This window comes from Azospirillum aestuarii, from assembly GCF_016632405.1.
Classification (GTDB): domain Bacteria; phylum Pseudomonadota; class Alphaproteobacteria; order Azospirillales; family Azospirillaceae; genus Azospirillum; species Azospirillum aestuarii.
In genome coordinates this window covers 55,399-69,622 of sequence record NZ_JAEPIV010000005.1, presented here as the reverse complement: position 1 = coordinate 69,622, position 14,224 = coordinate 55,399, and the positions used below count along the sequence as shown (strand labels likewise).

At 67.6% G+C, this 14,224-nt stretch carries 16 protein-coding genes; 10 read left to right on the top strand and 6 right to left on the bottom strand.

The window, feature by feature from the left end; all coding sequences use genetic code 11:
- Positions 1 to 69: 69 nt before the first annotated feature.
- Complete coding sequence (locus tag JJL56_RS12755; RefSeq protein WP_145625976.1) at positions 70 to 528, top strand: hypothetical protein; 459 nt, start codon at positions 70 to 72, stop codon at positions 526 to 528.
- Positions 529 to 543: 15 nt separating this feature from the next.
- On the opposite strand, the gene JJL56_RS12750 is transcribed toward JJL56_RS12755, so the two are convergent.
- From JJL56_RS12750 to JJL56_RS12740, 3 genes are all read right to left on the bottom strand, one after another.
- Positions 544 to 930 (bottom strand): hypothetical protein, encoded by a 387-nt coding sequence (locus JJL56_RS12750; RefSeq protein ID WP_145625975.1) that lies wholly within the window; start codon positions 928 to 930, stop codon positions 544 to 546.
- A 65-nt stretch (positions 931 to 995) separates the two neighbouring features.
- On the bottom strand, positions 996 to 1,340 hold the full coding sequence (locus JJL56_RS12745; protein ID WP_247891060.1) for a hypothetical protein: 345 nt from the start codon (positions 1,338 to 1,340) through the stop codon (positions 996 to 998).
- A gap of 17 nt (positions 1,341 to 1,357) precedes the next feature.
- Positions 1,358 to 2,359 carry an extracellular catalytic domain type 1 short-chain-length polyhydroxyalkanoate depolymerase gene (locus JJL56_RS12740; protein WP_200485318.1) on the bottom strand — a complete coding sequence of 334 codons (1,002 nt, stop codon included), beginning with the start codon at positions 2,357 to 2,359 and terminating at the stop codon, positions 1,358 to 1,360.
- A 183-nt stretch (positions 2,360 to 2,542) separates the two neighbouring features.
- On the opposite strand from JJL56_RS12740, the gene cobU reads away from it, so the two are divergent.
- The 6 genes from cobU to JJL56_RS12710 all read left to right on the top strand — a co-directional run bounded on the left by cobU (position 2,543) and on the right by JJL56_RS12710 (position 9,839).
- The gene (gene cobU / locus JJL56_RS12735) at positions 2,543 to 3,067 is read left to right on the top strand and encodes a bifunctional adenosylcobinamide kinase/adenosylcobinamide-phosphate guanylyltransferase (protein WP_200485317.1); all 525 of its coding nucleotides are present in this window, start codon (positions 2,543 to 2,545) and stop codon (positions 3,065 to 3,067) included.
- A complete protein-coding gene (gene cobO, locus JJL56_RS12730; RefSeq protein ID WP_145625971.1) occupies positions 3,064 to 3,675 on the top strand; it encodes a cob(I)yrinic acid a,c-diamide adenosyltransferase in 612 nt (203 codons plus the stop codon). Before cobU ends, cobO begins: the two co-directional genes overlap by 4 nt.
- A 3-nt stretch (positions 3,676 to 3,678) precedes the next feature.
- On the top strand, positions 3,679 to 5,169 hold the full coding sequence (locus tag JJL56_RS12725) for a cobyric acid synthase (protein WP_425599130.1): 1,491 nt from the start codon (positions 3,679 to 3,681) through the stop codon (positions 5,167 to 5,169).
- 365 nt (positions 5,170 to 5,534) lie between these two features.
- Positions 5,535 to 7,616, top strand: a complete 2,082-nt coding sequence (recG, locus tag JJL56_RS12720) for an ATP-dependent DNA helicase RecG (protein WP_200485316.1) — start codon at positions 5,535 to 5,537, stop codon at positions 7,614 to 7,616.
- A gap of 377 nt (positions 7,617 to 7,993) precedes the next feature.
- The gene (locus JJL56_RS12715) at positions 7,994 to 8,602 is read left to right on the top strand and encodes a calcium-binding protein (RefSeq protein ID WP_200485315.1); all 609 of its coding nucleotides are present in this window, start codon (positions 7,994 to 7,996) and stop codon (positions 8,600 to 8,602) included.
- A 241-nt stretch (positions 8,603 to 8,843) separates the two neighbouring features.
- Entirely contained in the window at positions 8,844 to 9,839 is a 996-nt protein-coding gene (locus JJL56_RS12710) for a hypothetical protein (RefSeq protein WP_200485314.1), read from the top strand.
- A gap of 24 nt (positions 9,840 to 9,863) precedes the next feature.
- Here JJL56_RS12710 and JJL56_RS12705 read toward each other — a convergent pair whose 3' ends face one another.
- On the bottom strand, positions 9,864 to 10,589 hold the full coding sequence (locus JJL56_RS12705) for a DUF502 domain-containing protein (RefSeq protein WP_200485313.1): 726 nt from the start codon (positions 10,587 to 10,589) through the stop codon (positions 9,864 to 9,866).
- A 166-nt stretch (positions 10,590 to 10,755) separates the two neighbouring features.
- Here JJL56_RS12705 and JJL56_RS12700 point away from each other — a divergent pair, with 166 nt between their 5' ends.
- Together JJL56_RS12700 and JJL56_RS12695 are read left to right on the top strand one after the other, a co-directional pair.
- Positions 10,756 to 11,805 carry a type III polyketide synthase gene (locus tag JJL56_RS12700; RefSeq protein ID WP_200485312.1) on the top strand — a complete coding sequence of 350 codons (1,050 nt, stop codon included), beginning with the start codon at positions 10,756 to 10,758 and terminating at the stop codon, positions 11,803 to 11,805.
- 11 nt (positions 11,806 to 11,816) lie between these two features.
- A complete protein-coding gene (locus JJL56_RS12695; RefSeq protein ID WP_145625965.1) occupies positions 11,817 to 12,356 on the top strand; it encodes an isoprenylcysteine carboxyl methyltransferase family protein in 540 nt (179 codons plus the stop codon).
- Here JJL56_RS12695 and JJL56_RS12690 read toward each other — a convergent pair.
- Positions 12,328 to 12,741 (bottom strand): hypothetical protein, encoded by a 414-nt coding sequence (locus JJL56_RS12690; protein WP_145625964.1) that lies wholly within the window; start codon positions 12,739 to 12,741, stop codon positions 12,328 to 12,330. The genes JJL56_RS12695 and JJL56_RS12690 overlap by 29 nt on opposite strands.
- Before the next feature lie 162 nt (positions 12,742 to 12,903).
- Between JJL56_RS12690 and JJL56_RS12685 the strand changes: the two genes are divergently transcribed.
- Entirely contained in the window at positions 12,904 to 13,611 is a 708-nt protein-coding gene (locus tag JJL56_RS12685) for a Crp/Fnr family transcriptional regulator (protein WP_145625963.1), read from the top strand.
- A gap of 24 nt (positions 13,612 to 13,635) precedes the next feature.
- Here the strand turns inward: JJL56_RS12685 and JJL56_RS12680 are convergent, their stop codons facing one another.
- The gene (locus tag JJL56_RS12680; protein ID WP_145625962.1) at positions 13,636 to 14,049 is read right to left on the bottom strand and encodes a response regulator; all 414 of its coding nucleotides are present in this window, start codon (positions 14,047 to 14,049) and stop codon (positions 13,636 to 13,638) included.
- Between the last annotated feature and the right edge of the window lie 175 nt (positions 14,050 to 14,224).

The following is a 14,224-nucleotide window of genomic DNA, read 5'->3' as shown; positions in this document are numbered from 1 at the left end:
TAACCCTTGCCGCCGGAGAGTCCCAGAGTTTCGCGGATGAGGGTCTGCGGCGGTCGGAGACGTGTGGCGATGGCGAATTCCTATGTGGACGGCAAGGTGCGCGACGCGCTGGTGGCGGCCAAGGGGAGCCGGGCGACCGCGCAGAAGCTGCTGATGGCCTGGGCGGCCGAGGACCCTCAGCTTTTGCTGGGCATCTCGCAGCCCTTCCTGAAGGCGATCGCCGCTGCGGCAATCGAGCGGGGCGTCCGTCCGTCGGCGCCCAGCCGTTCGGCGCCCGCGCAGCCGGGCCGGTCCCGTGGTTCCGTGGATTCGGCACTGAGCAAGGAGGCGCTGGCCGACGTGCTGAGCCGCCTCGGCCGCGATCCCGGAGAGGACGCCGCGCCGACGCGCGGCCGCGCCGGCTCACCCGCTCCGGTCAAGTCCGCCACCATGGTGGTTCCCGCCGGCAAGGGCGGGCAGGGTGGCGTCACCCATGAAAAAGCGATGATGACCCTCGCCAAGGCCTTCGTGGCGAAGAAGATGCGCTGAGCAACGGCGCCGGGTTTACTCCGTCGCCGTCATCCGCTCGATCCAGCCGGGCTGCCGCGGTTCCGGGCGGATGTCCGGCGGCGGGCTCGCCAAAGCGGTGTGGCCGTTCCGGTGCGGGTCGGGAATGTGGTGACAGTCCACATCGGCCAGAGTTTTGTAGCAATAGAGGCGGGAGCGGTCGACATAGACCTTCTCCGGGCAATAGTGCCCGGATTCCGAAAAGGACACGGACGAACAATCGCGCCCGGTTGCCGCCGACACCAGATGATCGCCGAGCGTCTTCTTGGTGCTGGTGACGGAGGCGAGATCGGCGCCGACGCTGGCGACCATCATCGGCCCGCTGCAGGCGCCCAGCGGAACGGCCGCCAACGCCAGAACCGCGATTGACTGAGCGAGCCTCATCACCCCTTGCACCCCGTCCCGTGTGTGAATCGGATTCCAGGCAAACCCTGTTAACAAGCCGTGAATCAGCGCAACAGCGTGCAGATTCGCGACCGGCACTGCACCAGCACGAAGGTGTCCTTGTCCTCCGTGCAGCCCACCTTGAACACCGTCTGGCCAGAGCGGCCGGTGACATAGCTCATCACCTCCACCTTGCCGGGCGTGCAGTTGCCCAGCGACTTGGCGGCCTCCTTCGCCTCCGCCTGCCCGGCGGAGACGTTGGCGGCCTGGACCGTCGGCGACGCCGACAGGCACAGCGCGAGGGCGCCGAAGGCAGCGAGGCGGAGTGCGGTGACGCGCATGGCCGGATCGGTGGGCTGGTGGGTGCTGACGGAGTTTATGGCACGGGCGGCGCGGATTCGGCTGTGCAAATGTGGTAACCGCAAACTCACGCGCTTTCCGCCGGGGCGGGATGCCGGTGGGACAGGAAAAAGCGCAGCATCTCCCGCGCGGCGTCCGGCCCCTGGGGGTCGGTGTAGGTGCCGTCCGGGCTGCCGCCTGACCAGGCGTGGCCGCTGCCGAGGACGGTCCATTGCTCGAACAACGTTGTGCCGTCACGGCCCTGATGGACGGTGCGGCTGTAGCCGCGTCCGCCGGGGGCTTTGCCGTCTTCGGTCGTTGCGGTCAGGCCATCGGCGTTGGCGGTGGCTTGGGCCATCACATGGTCGCCGTTGCGCGGGTGCACGACCTTGTCCGCGTCGCCGTGGAAGACGATGGCGGGAACCACCGGAGCCCCCGCCGCCGGACGCTGGCCGGGCGAGGAGCCGGCCTTCATCGCCAGCAGGGCGGACGGCACGCCGCTGGCCGAGCCGTAGGGCAGGCCGGAATGGACGCCCACGGCGGCGAACAGGTCGGGGTGGGTGGTCGCCAGGACCATTGCGGCGGACCCGCCCGCCGAAATCCCGGCGACGTAGACGCGCTGCGGGTCGGCCCCTTGCTCCGCCAGGACCTGCCGGGCGGCTCCGGCGATCAGCGCCGGTTCGCCGCGCTCGCGGCGCTGGTGGTCGGGGTTGAACCAGTTCCAGCACTTCTTGTCGTTCGCCGCGGGAGTCTGCTCCGGATAGAGGACGAGGCAGCCGGCCTCCCCGGCCAGCCGGTTCATGCGGGTTCCGACGGCGAAGTCCTCCGGCGACTGGGTGCAGCCGTGCAGCATGACCAGCAGCGGGCGCGGTTCCGCCGGGGCGCCCTCGGGCACGAACAGGCGGTAGGCGAGCGAGCCGGAGTCGCCGGTGAAGATCCCGGATTCCATCGGCTCCGTCACCGGCACCGGCACCGGCTTCGGCGGGGGCGGAGGGATGGGCGCGCCGCGGCGGAACAGTTTTCCGGTCAGGCGGCGGAGGAAGGCTGCGGCGCGGGCCAGGGCCGGGCGGGGCCGGTTGGTGTCGGTCACGGTCGGCGGCTCCGGGATGGTTCGGGAAGGAAGGCGGCGGCGGATGGTACGGGACGGAGGTGGCGGAGGACAACCGCCATGGCGGTTTGCGCCGGGGCGCCAACTGCGCTAACCATCCGGTTCCGCAAGCGCCCGTCCGCCAAGCGTCGCCTATCCCGCAACCGTCTAGGTGGCCCGACCGTCATGAGCACCGACATCACCCTGGTCCTGGGCGGCGCCCGCTCCGGCAAGAGCCGCTACGCCGAGGGGCTGGTGACCGCATCGCCCGGCCCGTGGGTCTACATCGCCACCGCCCAGATCTGGGACGCCGAGATGGCCGACCGCGTCGCCCGCCACAAGGAGGACCGCGGCCCCGGCTGGACGACGGTGGAGGAGCCGCTCGACCTGCCCGGCGCGCTGCGCCGCCATGCCGGAACGGGGACGAACGTGCTGGTCGACTGCCTGACGCTGTGGCTGTCCAACCTGATGATGGCGGATGCCGACGTGCCCGCCCGCGCCGCCGAGCTGCTGGACGCTTTGGCCGGGGTGGAAGGGCGGGTGGTGCTGGTTTCCAACGAGGTGGGGCTGGGCATCGTGCCGGACAACGCGCTGGCCCGCCGCTTCCGCGACCATGCGGGGCGGCTGCACCAGGACATCGCCGCCGTGGCCCAGCGGGTGGCCTTCGTCGCCGCCGGGTTGCCGCTGCTGCTGAAGGGAGAGACACCATGACCGAGGACGCCGACCAGAACGAACGCCACGCCGAGAAGATGAAGCGGCGCAAGGCGCTGCACGACCGGGTGATGGCCAGCAAGACGCAGGAGAAGGGCCTGCTGATGGTCAACACCGGAAACGGCAAGGGCAAGTCCACCGCCGCCTTCGGCCTGATCCTGCGCGCCGCCGGGCACGGCATGCGCGTGGGCGTGGTGCAGTTCGTCAAGGGCGCCTGGTCCACCGGCGAGACGGTGGCACTGGAGCGCTTCGACGACCTCGTGGATTTTTACACGATGGGCGAGGGCTTCACCTGGGAAACCCAGGACCGCGAGCGCGACATCGCAGCCGCCAAGGCCGCCTGGGCCAAGGCGCAGGAGCTGATGGCCGATCCCCGGTACAGCCTGATCGTGCTCGACGAGCTGAACATCGTGCTGCGCATGGGCTATCTGCCGGTGGAGGAGGTGCTTCCCGTTCTGACCGGGCGGCGCGAGGGGCTGCATGTGCTGGTCACCGGCCGCACCGCCAAGCCGGAGCTGATCGAGGCCGCCGACCTCGTGACCGAGATGACCTTGGTCAAGCACCCCTTCCAGGCGGGCATCAAGGCCCAGCCGGGAATCGAGTTCTGAGCCATGGCCGCAGCGAAGGCCCCCACTCGCGCGATCATGCCGCGCGCGATCATGTTCCAGGGCACCGGGTCCGACGTCGGCAAGTCGCTGCTGGTGGCCGGGCTGTGCCGGGCGCTGGTCCGCCGCGGCCTGACCGTGCGGCCCTTCAAGCCGCAGAACATGTCCAACAACGCCGCGGTCACCGCCGACGGCGGCGAGATCGGGCGCGCCCAGGCGCTCCAGGCGCGGGCCTGCGGGGTGGCGCCGTCCGTCCACATGAATCCGGTGCTGCTGAAGCCGCAGTCGGACGTCGGGTCCCAGGTGGTGGTGCGCGGCGTGGTGGCGGGCACGGCGCGGGCCGGCGATTACCAGTCGCGCAAGGGGCAGCTTCTCCCCACCGTGCTCGACAGCTTCGAGCGGCTGAAGGCCGAGGCCGACGTGGTGGTGGTCGAGGGGGCGGGCAGCCCGGCCGAGGTCAATCTCAGGGCCGGCGACATCGCCAACATGGGCTTCGCCACCGCGGCGGGCGTGCCGGTGGTGCTGGTCGGCGACATCGATCGCGGCGGGGTGATCGCCAGCCTCGTCGGCACCCACGCCCTGATTCCGCCGGAGGAGCGGGCGCTGGTCGCCGGCTTCCTCATCAACAAGTTCCGCGGCGACGTGCGGCTGTTCGACGGCGGCCTGTCGGTCATCGCGGAGCGTACAGGCTGGCCGAGCTTCGGCGTCGTGCCCTGGCTGGCCGACGCCGCCCTGCTGCCGGCGGAGGACGCGGTGGCGCTGGACAGCTGGAAGACCCGTTCCGGGGGGCGGCTGCGCGTCGCCGTGCCGATGCTGTCGCGCATCGCCAACTTCGACGATTTCGACCCGCTGGCCCAGGAGCCGGACGTGGCCCTGTCCATGGTGCCGCGCGGCCAGCCCCTGCCGGGCGACGCCGATCTGGTCATCCTGCCGGGCAGCAAGGCGACCATCGCCGATCTGGCGGTGCTGCGCGCCCAGGGCTGGGACGTCGATCTGGCCGCCCATCGCCGTCGCGGCGGGCGGGTGCTGGGAATCTGCGGCGGCTACCAGATGCTCGGCCGCCGCATCGCCGACCCGGACGGCATCGAGGGACCGCCGGGCGAGGCCGAGGGGCTGGGCCTGCTGGACGTGGACACCGTGCTGAAGGGGCCGAAGGTGCTGGAGGAGGCAACCGGTACGGACTTCACCACGGGGGCCGTGGTCGCCGGCTATGAGATGCACATGGGCCGCACGGAGGGGCCGGACCGCGCCCGCCCGATGCTGACCCTGGCGAACGGGCGGACAGACGGCGCGGTGTCCGCCGACGGGCGGGTGATGGGCTGCTACCTGCATGGCCTGTTCGGGGCGGACGGCTTCCGCGCCGCCTTCCTGACGGGGCTGGGGGGCGAGGCGTCCGGCCAATCCTACGCCGCGACGGTCGAACAGGCGCTCGACCGCATTGCCGCGCGGCTGGAGGAGCATATGGACATCGACGCCCTGCTGGCCGCGGCCCGGTGAGCAGGCGCTTCATGAAACCGATTTCATGATCCCGCAACGCTGGGGTCAGGCGGGACGCGCTAGAACTGCAGTCATTGACGACGTTGATTACTGGCGAGTCATCCACCGGCGGTTCCCGCCGCCGGCCACACACGATCCGGAATGTTCCCGCATACCCTCGGATCGTTTCTTGCGGCGGTGTGCATCGGGTTTTTGCCTTGGATCGGCGTCCCCCGCCCAGGCTTCCCCCCAAACCCTTGCACACCGCCGTCTTCTTTTCCCCTCCCGGCCCTCCTCGGCAAACCGCCGCGCTTGACGCGGAGCCCCCTCGGCGGGCTTGAATGGGTGCCATAGGTCCCCGTTTCCCTTGCCGAGACCCCATCCCTGTGCGTCCCGTCGTTCTCTTCCCTCTGTTCCGCCCGGTGACGGCGCTCCCCGGCCTCGGTCCCCGGCTGGGCAAGCTCGTCGAAAAGCTGGCCGGTCCGCAGGTCGTGGACCTGCTGTGGCACCTGCCGTCCGGCGTCATCGACCGCCGCTATGCCCCGAAGATCGCCGAGGCGCCGAACGGGCGGATTGCCACCTTGACGGTGCGCATCGATTCGCACGCGGCCCCACACAATTCCCGCCATCCCTACAAGGTGCGCTGCACCGACGAGACGGGCGTGCTGGAGCTGATCTACTTCCATGTGAAGGGCGATTGGCTGGAACGGCAGATGCCGGTCGGCGCGACGGTCGTCGTGTCCGGCAAGGTCGAGTGGTTCCACGACACGCCGCAGATCACCCACCCCGACGCCGTGGTCCCGGTGGAGTCGAAGGACGAGATCGAGGCGGTGGAGCCCGTCTATCCGATGACCGCCGGCCTGCCGGCCAAGACGCTGCGCAAGGCGGTGCGCGCCATGCTGAACGACGTGCCGGAGCTGCCGGAGTGGCAGGACGCCGCGTGGCGTTCCCGCAACGGCTGGCCGACCTGGCACGAGTCGATCCGCCGCGCCCACACGCCGGAGGACGAGGCCGACCTCGCCCCGACCAACCCGATCCGCCGCAGGCTGGCCTATGACGAGCTGCTGTCGAACCAACTCGCCCTGACGCTGGTCCGTATGCAGCAGCGCCGCCTGTCGGGCCGCGTCATCCAGGGCGACGGGCGGTTGCGCGCCAAGGTGGCCGCGGCGCTGCCCTTCTCGCTGACCAGCTCCCAGGCCGGCTCGCTGGAGGAAATCTACGAGGACATGGCGGCGGAGCGGCGGATGCTGCGCCTGCTCCAGGGCGACGTCGGCAGCGGCAAGACGGTGGTCGCGTTGATGGCGATGCTGAACGCGGTGGAGGCCGGTCATCAGGCCGCCCTGATGGCGCCCACCGAGATCCTGGCCCGCCAGCACGCCGAAAGCCTTGCCCCGCTGTGCAAGGCGGCTGGCGTGGACCTCGCTTTGCTGACCGGGCGCGACAAGGGCAAGGCGCGGCAGGCGGTGCTGGACCGTCTGGCCTCGGGCGAGCTGCCGCTGCTGGTCGGCACCCACGCGCTGTTCCAGGAGGATGTCGCCTTCAAGGACCTCGCCCTGGCGGTGATCGACGAGCAGCACCGCTTCGGCGTCCATCAGCGGCTCCAGCTCTCCGCCAAGGGGCGGGCGGTGGACGTGCTGGTGATGACGGCGACGCCGATCCCGCGCACGCTGACCCTGACCGCCTACGGCGACATGGACGTGTCGCGCCTGACCGAGAAGCCGGCGGGGCGCAAGCCGATCCAGACCGTGACCGTCGCGCTCGACCGGCTGGAGGAGGTGGTGCACGGCATCCACCGCAAGGTGCAGGAGGGCGCGCGGGTCTACTGGGTCTGCCCGCTGGTCGACGAATCGGAACAAACCGACCTCGCCGCCGCGACGGAGCGTCATGCGTTCCTGCGCGCCACCTTCGGCGACCGGGTCGGGCTGGTGCACGGCAAGATGCGCGGGCCGGACAAGGACGCGGTGATGGCCGCCTTCCAGGCCGGAAACCTGGACGTGCTGGTCGCCACCACGGTGATCGAGGTCGGCGTGAACGTGCCCGAGGCCACCGTCATGGTGATCGAGCACGCCGAGCGCTTCGGCCTCGCCCAGCTTCACCAGCTCCGCGGCCGGGTGGGGCGCGGCGAGAAGCCGTCCTCCTGCCTGCTGATGTTCGACCCGCAACTGACGGAGACGGCGCGCGCCCGCCTGAAGACGATGCGCGACACCGAGGACGGCTTCGTCATCGCGGAGGAGGATCTGCGGCTGCGCGGCGCGGGGGAGGTGTTGGGCACCCGCCAGTCGGGCCTGCCGGGATTCCGCATGGCCGATCTGGCGGTGCACGGCGACCTTCTCGCCGCCGCCCGCGACGACGCGAAGCTGATCGTGGACCGCGATCCGGACTTGGCCGGCGAGCGCGGTCAGGCGCTGCGCACCCTGCTGTACCTGTTCGAGCGGGATGCCGCCGCAAAGACGTTGCGGTCAGGGTAGGAGCGCAGAACAAGACCCCGTTTTCATGGGCGCAAACCATTGATTTTGCTCGATCCGATCAAAATCTTGATCGGCGCCTCAAGTCTGTTCTCCGGCAAGCTTCTCAAGCCTGAAGTGCGCGCGCTTTTTCGCGCGAGCCTGCCCGTCGCCGGGTCCCCAAAGAGTGCCTCTTTTTCAGTGCATCACCGCTGCCAAGTCGGCAGGAAAAATGCTCGCCTACACTCCTTCAACGAAATGCAATGCATACGCAAATATTCAAGTAATTTGTGTCGGTGTCTAATGATTAGATAACTAATGGTTGGTGAATTTTTGTATTTTTCTATTGAGGTTTGCCTTTCTTTCGACTAATTATGACTTCTCATCAATGGAAGTATAAATTGAACAAAGAGTTCGTTATGGCTGTGATTATTGGAACGGCGGGCGCGGATTATCTGCCTGGAACCGCCGGGGATGATAGTATTGTTGGCCTTCAAGGAAACGACGAAATTTACGGCGGCGGCGGAGATGACTGGATCTACGCCGATGATGGAAACGATTACGCTGATGGTGGCTGGGGACGGGATCGTGTTTACGGGAACAACGGCAACGATACGCTCTTCGGCGGAGGAACAGCGTCCGGATTGAGCAATGCCGATACGCTATACGGCGGCTCTGGTAATGATTTATACTATCACGACTTTTCTCTTGGCGGAATTACCGTCGTTGATGATCTCTCAGGGAATGAGTTCAATAATTATGACTTTCTTTACATGGTGAATGCCACATCGCTCACGGTGACTTGGGGCGATGATCGATCCACATTTTACATTTACCAGAGCGGCGAGCTTAACGATGGCAGCTTCGACAATGGCATCATGATTCGCGGAATGCTGACGAATCTCGGAAACGATGGTGTTGGTACCATTGAGGGAGCCGCAGTCAACGGATCGCTCGTCAGCGGCTGGGGCACTCTCGCGCACTCGTCATGGAACAGCCTGTTCTCCTGAGTGATTCTTGGAAGAGAGTAATTGAATATTAATAATATTGATCACTGCTCATACGCAGGTCGCGTGAGAAATTCAAAGCGCCCTGTCGGCTGGGCGTTGATCAATGTTTGAGTTTGGCGAAATGTGTCCTGAATTTATTAACGCATATGTATGTGGTTTTGCGTGTGATTTGTGTCTTCATGATCATTTTTGTTTATGATTAGCACAATTCCTCTTTTCCTAACTGGCGAGGAATCCGGCGATGAGCATTTCCGATGTCTCCTCACAACTGGGCGGATCAATCCAACGCACATCGTCTTCCGTTCCGTCTCCGTCCGCTTCGTCGGCGTCAGGAGGCGGAACAGGGCGGGCGATCGGTGGGACCACCGGAGGGATCGCGGACAGTGTGTCGTTGAGCCCTCTGGCCTCTTCTCTGCGCGATGAGTCTTTGACCGCGTTCAATGCGCTGTCTGCTGAAACACGGACGCAGTTGTCGTCGTTGGTCGACAGCGGCAAGCTGACCGGCGAAGACGTCCATAATGCGCTCAAACAGCGGCTCAAAGAGTCCCGTCTCACGGCGTACTCGGCGACGTTTCGCATGGCTCACAATGATAATGCGGGGCTTTTCTCCAGCGACGACACCACGTCGGATGATTTCAGAAAAGCTCTCAGCGCGACCAGTGCGAAGCGAGAGGAGCTTATGGGAAAGCTGTCCCTGCTGGATCAGCGTGGTCAGGGAGCGTCGGAGCAGTATGGGGAGATATCGACCTCACTGATAGCGCAGGGCACCAACCCGGCGCTGTTGCTTGCTCAATCCGGTAACCAGCGTATGAACCTGGATCCCTTCCAGGGCTTCAGCATCACGCAGCCCGCCGACTCGCGGATGGCGTACACCCGCAAGGAAGCCGATGCGGCTTATAAGTTGAAGGACGCTGGGGTTGACCTGTCCTCCATCGACAAGGCCCTTCGCTCCCTCGGAGAGCGTGATGCGGCTTCTCTGATTGCCGAGCGGACGGGGCAGCCATCCACCCATACGGTTGCGCAGGACCGTGAATTCACGTCGGACGATTCGTTGTTTCCCTCGATCTCCCTTCCTGCAACGCAAGCCAGGACGGACGCTCCGGTGATGGGCCAGCGGGTTCAATTGCGCGAAGAGGTCATGGCGGCGTGGGAAGCGATGCAGAAGAGCGGAGTTGGTACTTTCGAGGACGCGAAATCCGCCCAGCAATACCGCGAAGGCATCCGTGTGAGCTACTGAGCGGGTTGAGGGGGCTGGTGCTGGTCAAGCGCTTTTGCGCTCCCGATCCAGCTTGTGAAGCTGCGGAGGGGGCTTGCGGTCGGGCGGAGTGACGATGCCGCCGGACATCACCAACTTCAGCCCATCCTCCACCGTCATGTCCAGAACGGTGACCTCGCGCCGCGGCAGGATCGCCAGATAGCCGGCGGTCGGCGGGGCGCAGGGGATGAAGACGTGGACCATCTCCTCTTCGGAGATCTTTTGGATCTCCGGATGGGCGCCGCCGGTGATGAAGCCCAGCGACCATATGCCGTTGCGCGGGAACTCGACCAGCACCACCTCGCGGAAGGCCTTGGACTTCTTGGCGAGCACCGTTTCCACGATCTGCTTCACCGCCCCATAGACGGAGCGGACGACCGGCATGCGCTCCACCACGCCCTCGCCGATGCGCACCACCAGCCGCCCGACATAGCCGGCGGCGAAGGCCCCGATCAGGGTCAGCACGATGATCAGCGTCAGCACCCCGATGCCAGGGATGGAGAAGGGCAGGTAGTTCTCCGGGTTGTAGGCCAAGGGGATCAGCGGGCGCACATGCCCGTCGATGAAGGCCAGCAGCCACCAGCCGAGATAGACCGTGACCGCGATGGGCGCCGTCACCAGAACGCCCGCCAGGAAATAGGCCCGCAGCCGCCCCATCAGGCCGATGCCGGCGGGCCGGTGGGACGCGCTCTCGTCCGCCGCGCTCTGGCTGCTCTGCTCGTTCCGTTCCACCGCCCCACCCCCGAAAATCCGACGCCCGATATAGTGATACAGGACATGACTTTCGCTCAATCCACAACGATGCATCGGACGGCGGGAAAGAGTCGCGGGGGAGCAAGCGAAGGAACTCCCTCCGGGGGGCTGGTCCGCCACCCCCGCGCGCATCACTTCGCTGAGGATGACCCATACCCCCCGCATCCTCTCGCTCGCCACCGCCCTGCCGCCCCATCGCCTCAGCCAGGACGAGGCGCTCGGCGTCGCGCGGGCGGTCTTCGGGCCGCGGATGCGCGATTTCGACCGGCTGGTGCCGGTCTTCGCCAACACCGGCATCGAGACGCGCCACGCCGTCATGCCCATTGACTGGTACATGGAGCCGCGCGGCTGGCCGGAGCGCACCGCCGCCTTCCGCGACGGCGCCCTCGCCTTGCTGGAAGAGGCGGCAGGGCAGGCGCTGGCCCGCGCCGGCCTGAGGCCGCAGGACGTGGACGCCATCGTCTGCGCCTCGACGACCGGCATCGCCACGCCCAGCCTGGAGGCGCTGCTGCTGGAGCGCATGGGCTTCCGGCCGGACACGGTGCGTCTGCCGCTGTTCGGGCTGGGCTGCGCCGGCGGCGTGCTGGGGCTGACCCGCGCCGGGCAGATCGCCCAGGCGATGGCGGGGCGCACGGTGCTGTTCCTGGTGGTCGAACTGTGCACGCTGGCCTTCCGCTCGGCCGAGGCGACTCCGACCAACGTCGTCGCCAGCGCCCTGTTCGCGGACGGCGCCGCCGCCGCGGTGCTGCGTGCCGATCCAGAGGGAGAGGGGCCGCGCCTTGTGGATGGGGCGGAGCACACTTGGCCGGGAACACAGGGCGTGATGGGCTGGCGGGTCGAGGATGACGGGCTTGGCGTGATCTTCAGCCAGAGCATCCCGGCTCTGATCCGCGATCGGCTGGAACCGGTGCTCGACGGCTTCCTGGAGCGGCGGCGGCTGCCCCGTGGCGAGCTTGCCGGGTTGATCTGCCACCCCGGCGGCGCCAAGGTGCTGCACGCGCTGGAGGAGGTCTGCGCCCCGGTCTCCGCCGGGCTGGACGACGCCTGGGCGGTGCTGCGCCGCTGCGGCAACATGTCGGCGGCCAGCGTGATGTTCGTGCTGGAGCGGCGCATCGCGTCCGGTGCCCGCGGCCCCCATCTGATGACCGCGCTCGGCCCCGGCTTCACCGCCGCGATGGCCCAGATCGACCTCTAGGAGCGCTTGGAATGGAGACGCTGCCGCTGGGCTGGCCCCACGTCATCCTACTGCTGGTTGCGGCCCAGCGCCTGGGTGAACTTGCCGTCGCCCGGCGCAACACGCGCCGTCTGCTGGCCGAGGGCGCGCAGGAGGTCGGGGCCGCCCATTACCCGCTGTTCGTCGGGCTGCACGCCGGCTGGCTGGCCCTGCTGTTCGCCGTCGTGCCGGCGGACGCGCCGATCAACGGTTGGTTGCTGGCTATGTTCGTGCTGCTGCAGGCCGGGCGGGTCTGGGTGATCGCCACGCTGGGGCGGTTCTGGACCACCCGCATCATTACGTTGCCCGACGCCCCGCTGGTGCGGCGGGGGCCGTTCCGCTGGGTCCGCCATCCCAACTATCTGGTCGTGGCGGGGGAACTGGCCGTGCTGCCCCTGGTCTTCGGGGCGTGGTGGATCGCGGTGCTGGCGACGCTTCTGAACGTGCCGCTGACCTTGCACCGCATCCGGGTCGAGGATGGCGCGCTGTCCGGACGGCGCGCGCTCAGGTCAGCAGGAAGCACAACATCGTGACGCAGCCGGCGATGGCCGCCCCGTCGAGGTGGTTCGGGAAGGCGTGCCAGAAGGACTCGCGGGACTCCGGCTCCGAGCGGTCCATCTCGTCGAGCCACAGCCCGGCGGGCAGGCCGCCGTTGGCGCGCTCCGCCAGGGCGCCGGACAGATGCGCCATCGACACCGCCAGATAGCAGAACTTCACGAAGTTCAGGACGAAGTACATCGGCCCGCCGGCCTCGGCGATGGGGTCGGTCACGCCGCCCATCGCCGCCACGGCAGCCGCCATGGCGATGGCCGCGGCGAAGGGGATGGCGACGACCGACAGCAGGCGCTGCGAATCCACGCGGCCGGCGTAGGGGATCAGGCTGTGGGGAACGGGGCCGGAGGGCAGTTGGAACGACATGGCTCTCTCAATTCCGGTGGGCGCGTCCCGTCCGTTCTGCCGCTTTCAGGGTTAACGGGACGTTAGCGACACCCGTTGGAGGGAGGCGGTTCCACCTTTGCGCAGGCCCGGCTATGCTCAGCGTTGCGCTTGAGGGCGGTTGTCAGAAAAGGATGCGACCCCGTGCCTGCCGACGCTGGACCGTCCCGGCTTGATGGAATCACGTTGCTGAGCCCGCTGTCCGCGGAGGAGCGGGCCGCAGTGGCGCGCCAGTGCCGTTGGCGCCGTTTTCACGCGGGCGAGCAGATCATCGACCATCAGGGGGACTCGCGGGACGTCGTTCTGGTGGTCGAGGGGCGCGTGCGGGTGCTGAGCCATTCCCCGAGCGGCCGCGAGATCAGCTTCGACGACATCGAGGCCGGCGGCTTCCTGGGCGAGATGGCCGCCATCGACGGGCTTCCCCGTTCGGCCTCCGCGGTGGCGCTGGAGGAGGGGACGCTGATCGCCCTCCTGGCGCCCCGGCCCTTTCAGGATCTGGTGTCCGGCCACCCGGATCTGGCCATGGCGGTGATGACGCGGTTGTGCCGGGTCGTGCGCATCGCCACCGACCGGGTGATGGAACTGTCCACGCTGGGCGCCAACAACCGGGTCCATGCCGAACTGCTGCGGCTCGCCAAGCGTGGGCGGTTGGAGGGGCGAACGGCGGTGATCGCGCCGATTCCCGTTCATGCCGACATCGCCAGCCGGGTCAGCACCGCCCGCGAGACGGTCGCCCGCGTGCTGAGCGACCTCGCCCGCGATGGGCTGGTGGAGCGGCGGGCCGACGCGTTGGTCGTCCGCGACCTGCGCCGGTTGGAGGCCTTGGTGGAGGATGTCCGGGCCGGCGTCTGACGGCGTGAACCCGGAAACCGCGTGTCAGTCCCTGTTCCCCAGGAGGGTCAGGATCAGGGCGCGAAGCGATTCGGGGTCGTAAGGCTTGGGAAGGAAATGCCAGCCCGCGGCGCGGATATCCGCCTTGGTGCCCGCGGACTCATCGCCGGTGGTGATGATGACGGGGAGGGCGGAGCCGATTTCCGCCAGCACCGCCCTTACCGATTCCGGCGCCTTGCCGTGCCGCCCCAGATGATAGTCGGCCACCAGGATGTCGGGGAGCGCCCCGCCGTTCAGCGCGTCGAGAAGCGCGCCGGGGGTCGGGGCGCTGACCAGCAGCATTCCCCAATCCTCGAACAGGGTCTCCATGCACAGGCACAGCACCATATCGTCCTCGAGTAGGGCGACGGTCAGTGTGCCGGAGCTTGCGAATCGGCCGGCGATGGGAGCGTCGGTCATGCATTTTCCAATGAGCAGCAGTGGTCCAACGAACAGCAGTCGGCGATGCCGGCTGCCCTCCGTCCGGCCTGTTTGAAGAAGCCGTTCCGGGATGGCCGCTGTCCGCTCCGTGGTCTGCCCACTCGGTTATCCAAGCAGGCAATTTAGATTCTATATCGATCCCCTCGCCATCGCT

Bases quoted from the DNA above. Each gene is read 5' to 3' on its own strand.
- JJL56_RS12755 (WP_145625976.1), top strand. From the start codon at position 70: ATGGCGAATTCCTATGTGGACGGCAAGGTGCGCGACGCGCTGGTGGCG.
- JJL56_RS12750 (WP_145625975.1), bottom strand. From the start codon at position 930: ATGAGGCTCGCTCAGTCAATCGCGGTTCTGGCGTTGGCGGCCGTTCCG.
- cobU (WP_200485317.1), top strand. From the start codon at position 2,543: ATGAGCACCGACATCACCCTGGTCCTGGGCGGCGCCCGCTCCGGCAAG.
- cobO (WP_145625971.1), top strand. From the start codon at position 3,064: ATGACCGAGGACGCCGACCAGAACGAACGCCACGCCGAGAAGATGAAG.
- JJL56_RS12725 (WP_425599130.1), top strand. From the start codon at position 3,679: ATGGCCGCAGCGAAGGCCCCCACTCGCGCGATCATGCCGCGCGCGATC.
- JJL56_RS12710 (WP_200485314.1), top strand. From the start codon at position 8,844: ATGAGCATTTCCGATGTCTCCTCACAACTGGGCGGATCAATCCAACGC.
- JJL56_RS12700 (WP_200485312.1), top strand. From the start codon at position 10,756: ATGACCCATACCCCCCGCATCCTCTCGCTCGCCACCGCCCTGCCGCCC.
- JJL56_RS12695 (WP_145625965.1), top strand. From the start codon at position 11,817: ATGGAGACGCTGCCGCTGGGCTGGCCCCACGTCATCCTACTGCTGGTT.
- JJL56_RS12690 (WP_145625964.1), bottom strand. From the start codon at position 12,741: ATGTCGTTCCAACTGCCCTCCGGCCCCGTTCCCCACAGCCTGATCCCC.
- JJL56_RS12680 (WP_145625962.1), bottom strand. From the start codon at position 14,049: ATGACCGACGCTCCCATCGCCGGCCGATTCGCAAGCTCCGGCACACTG.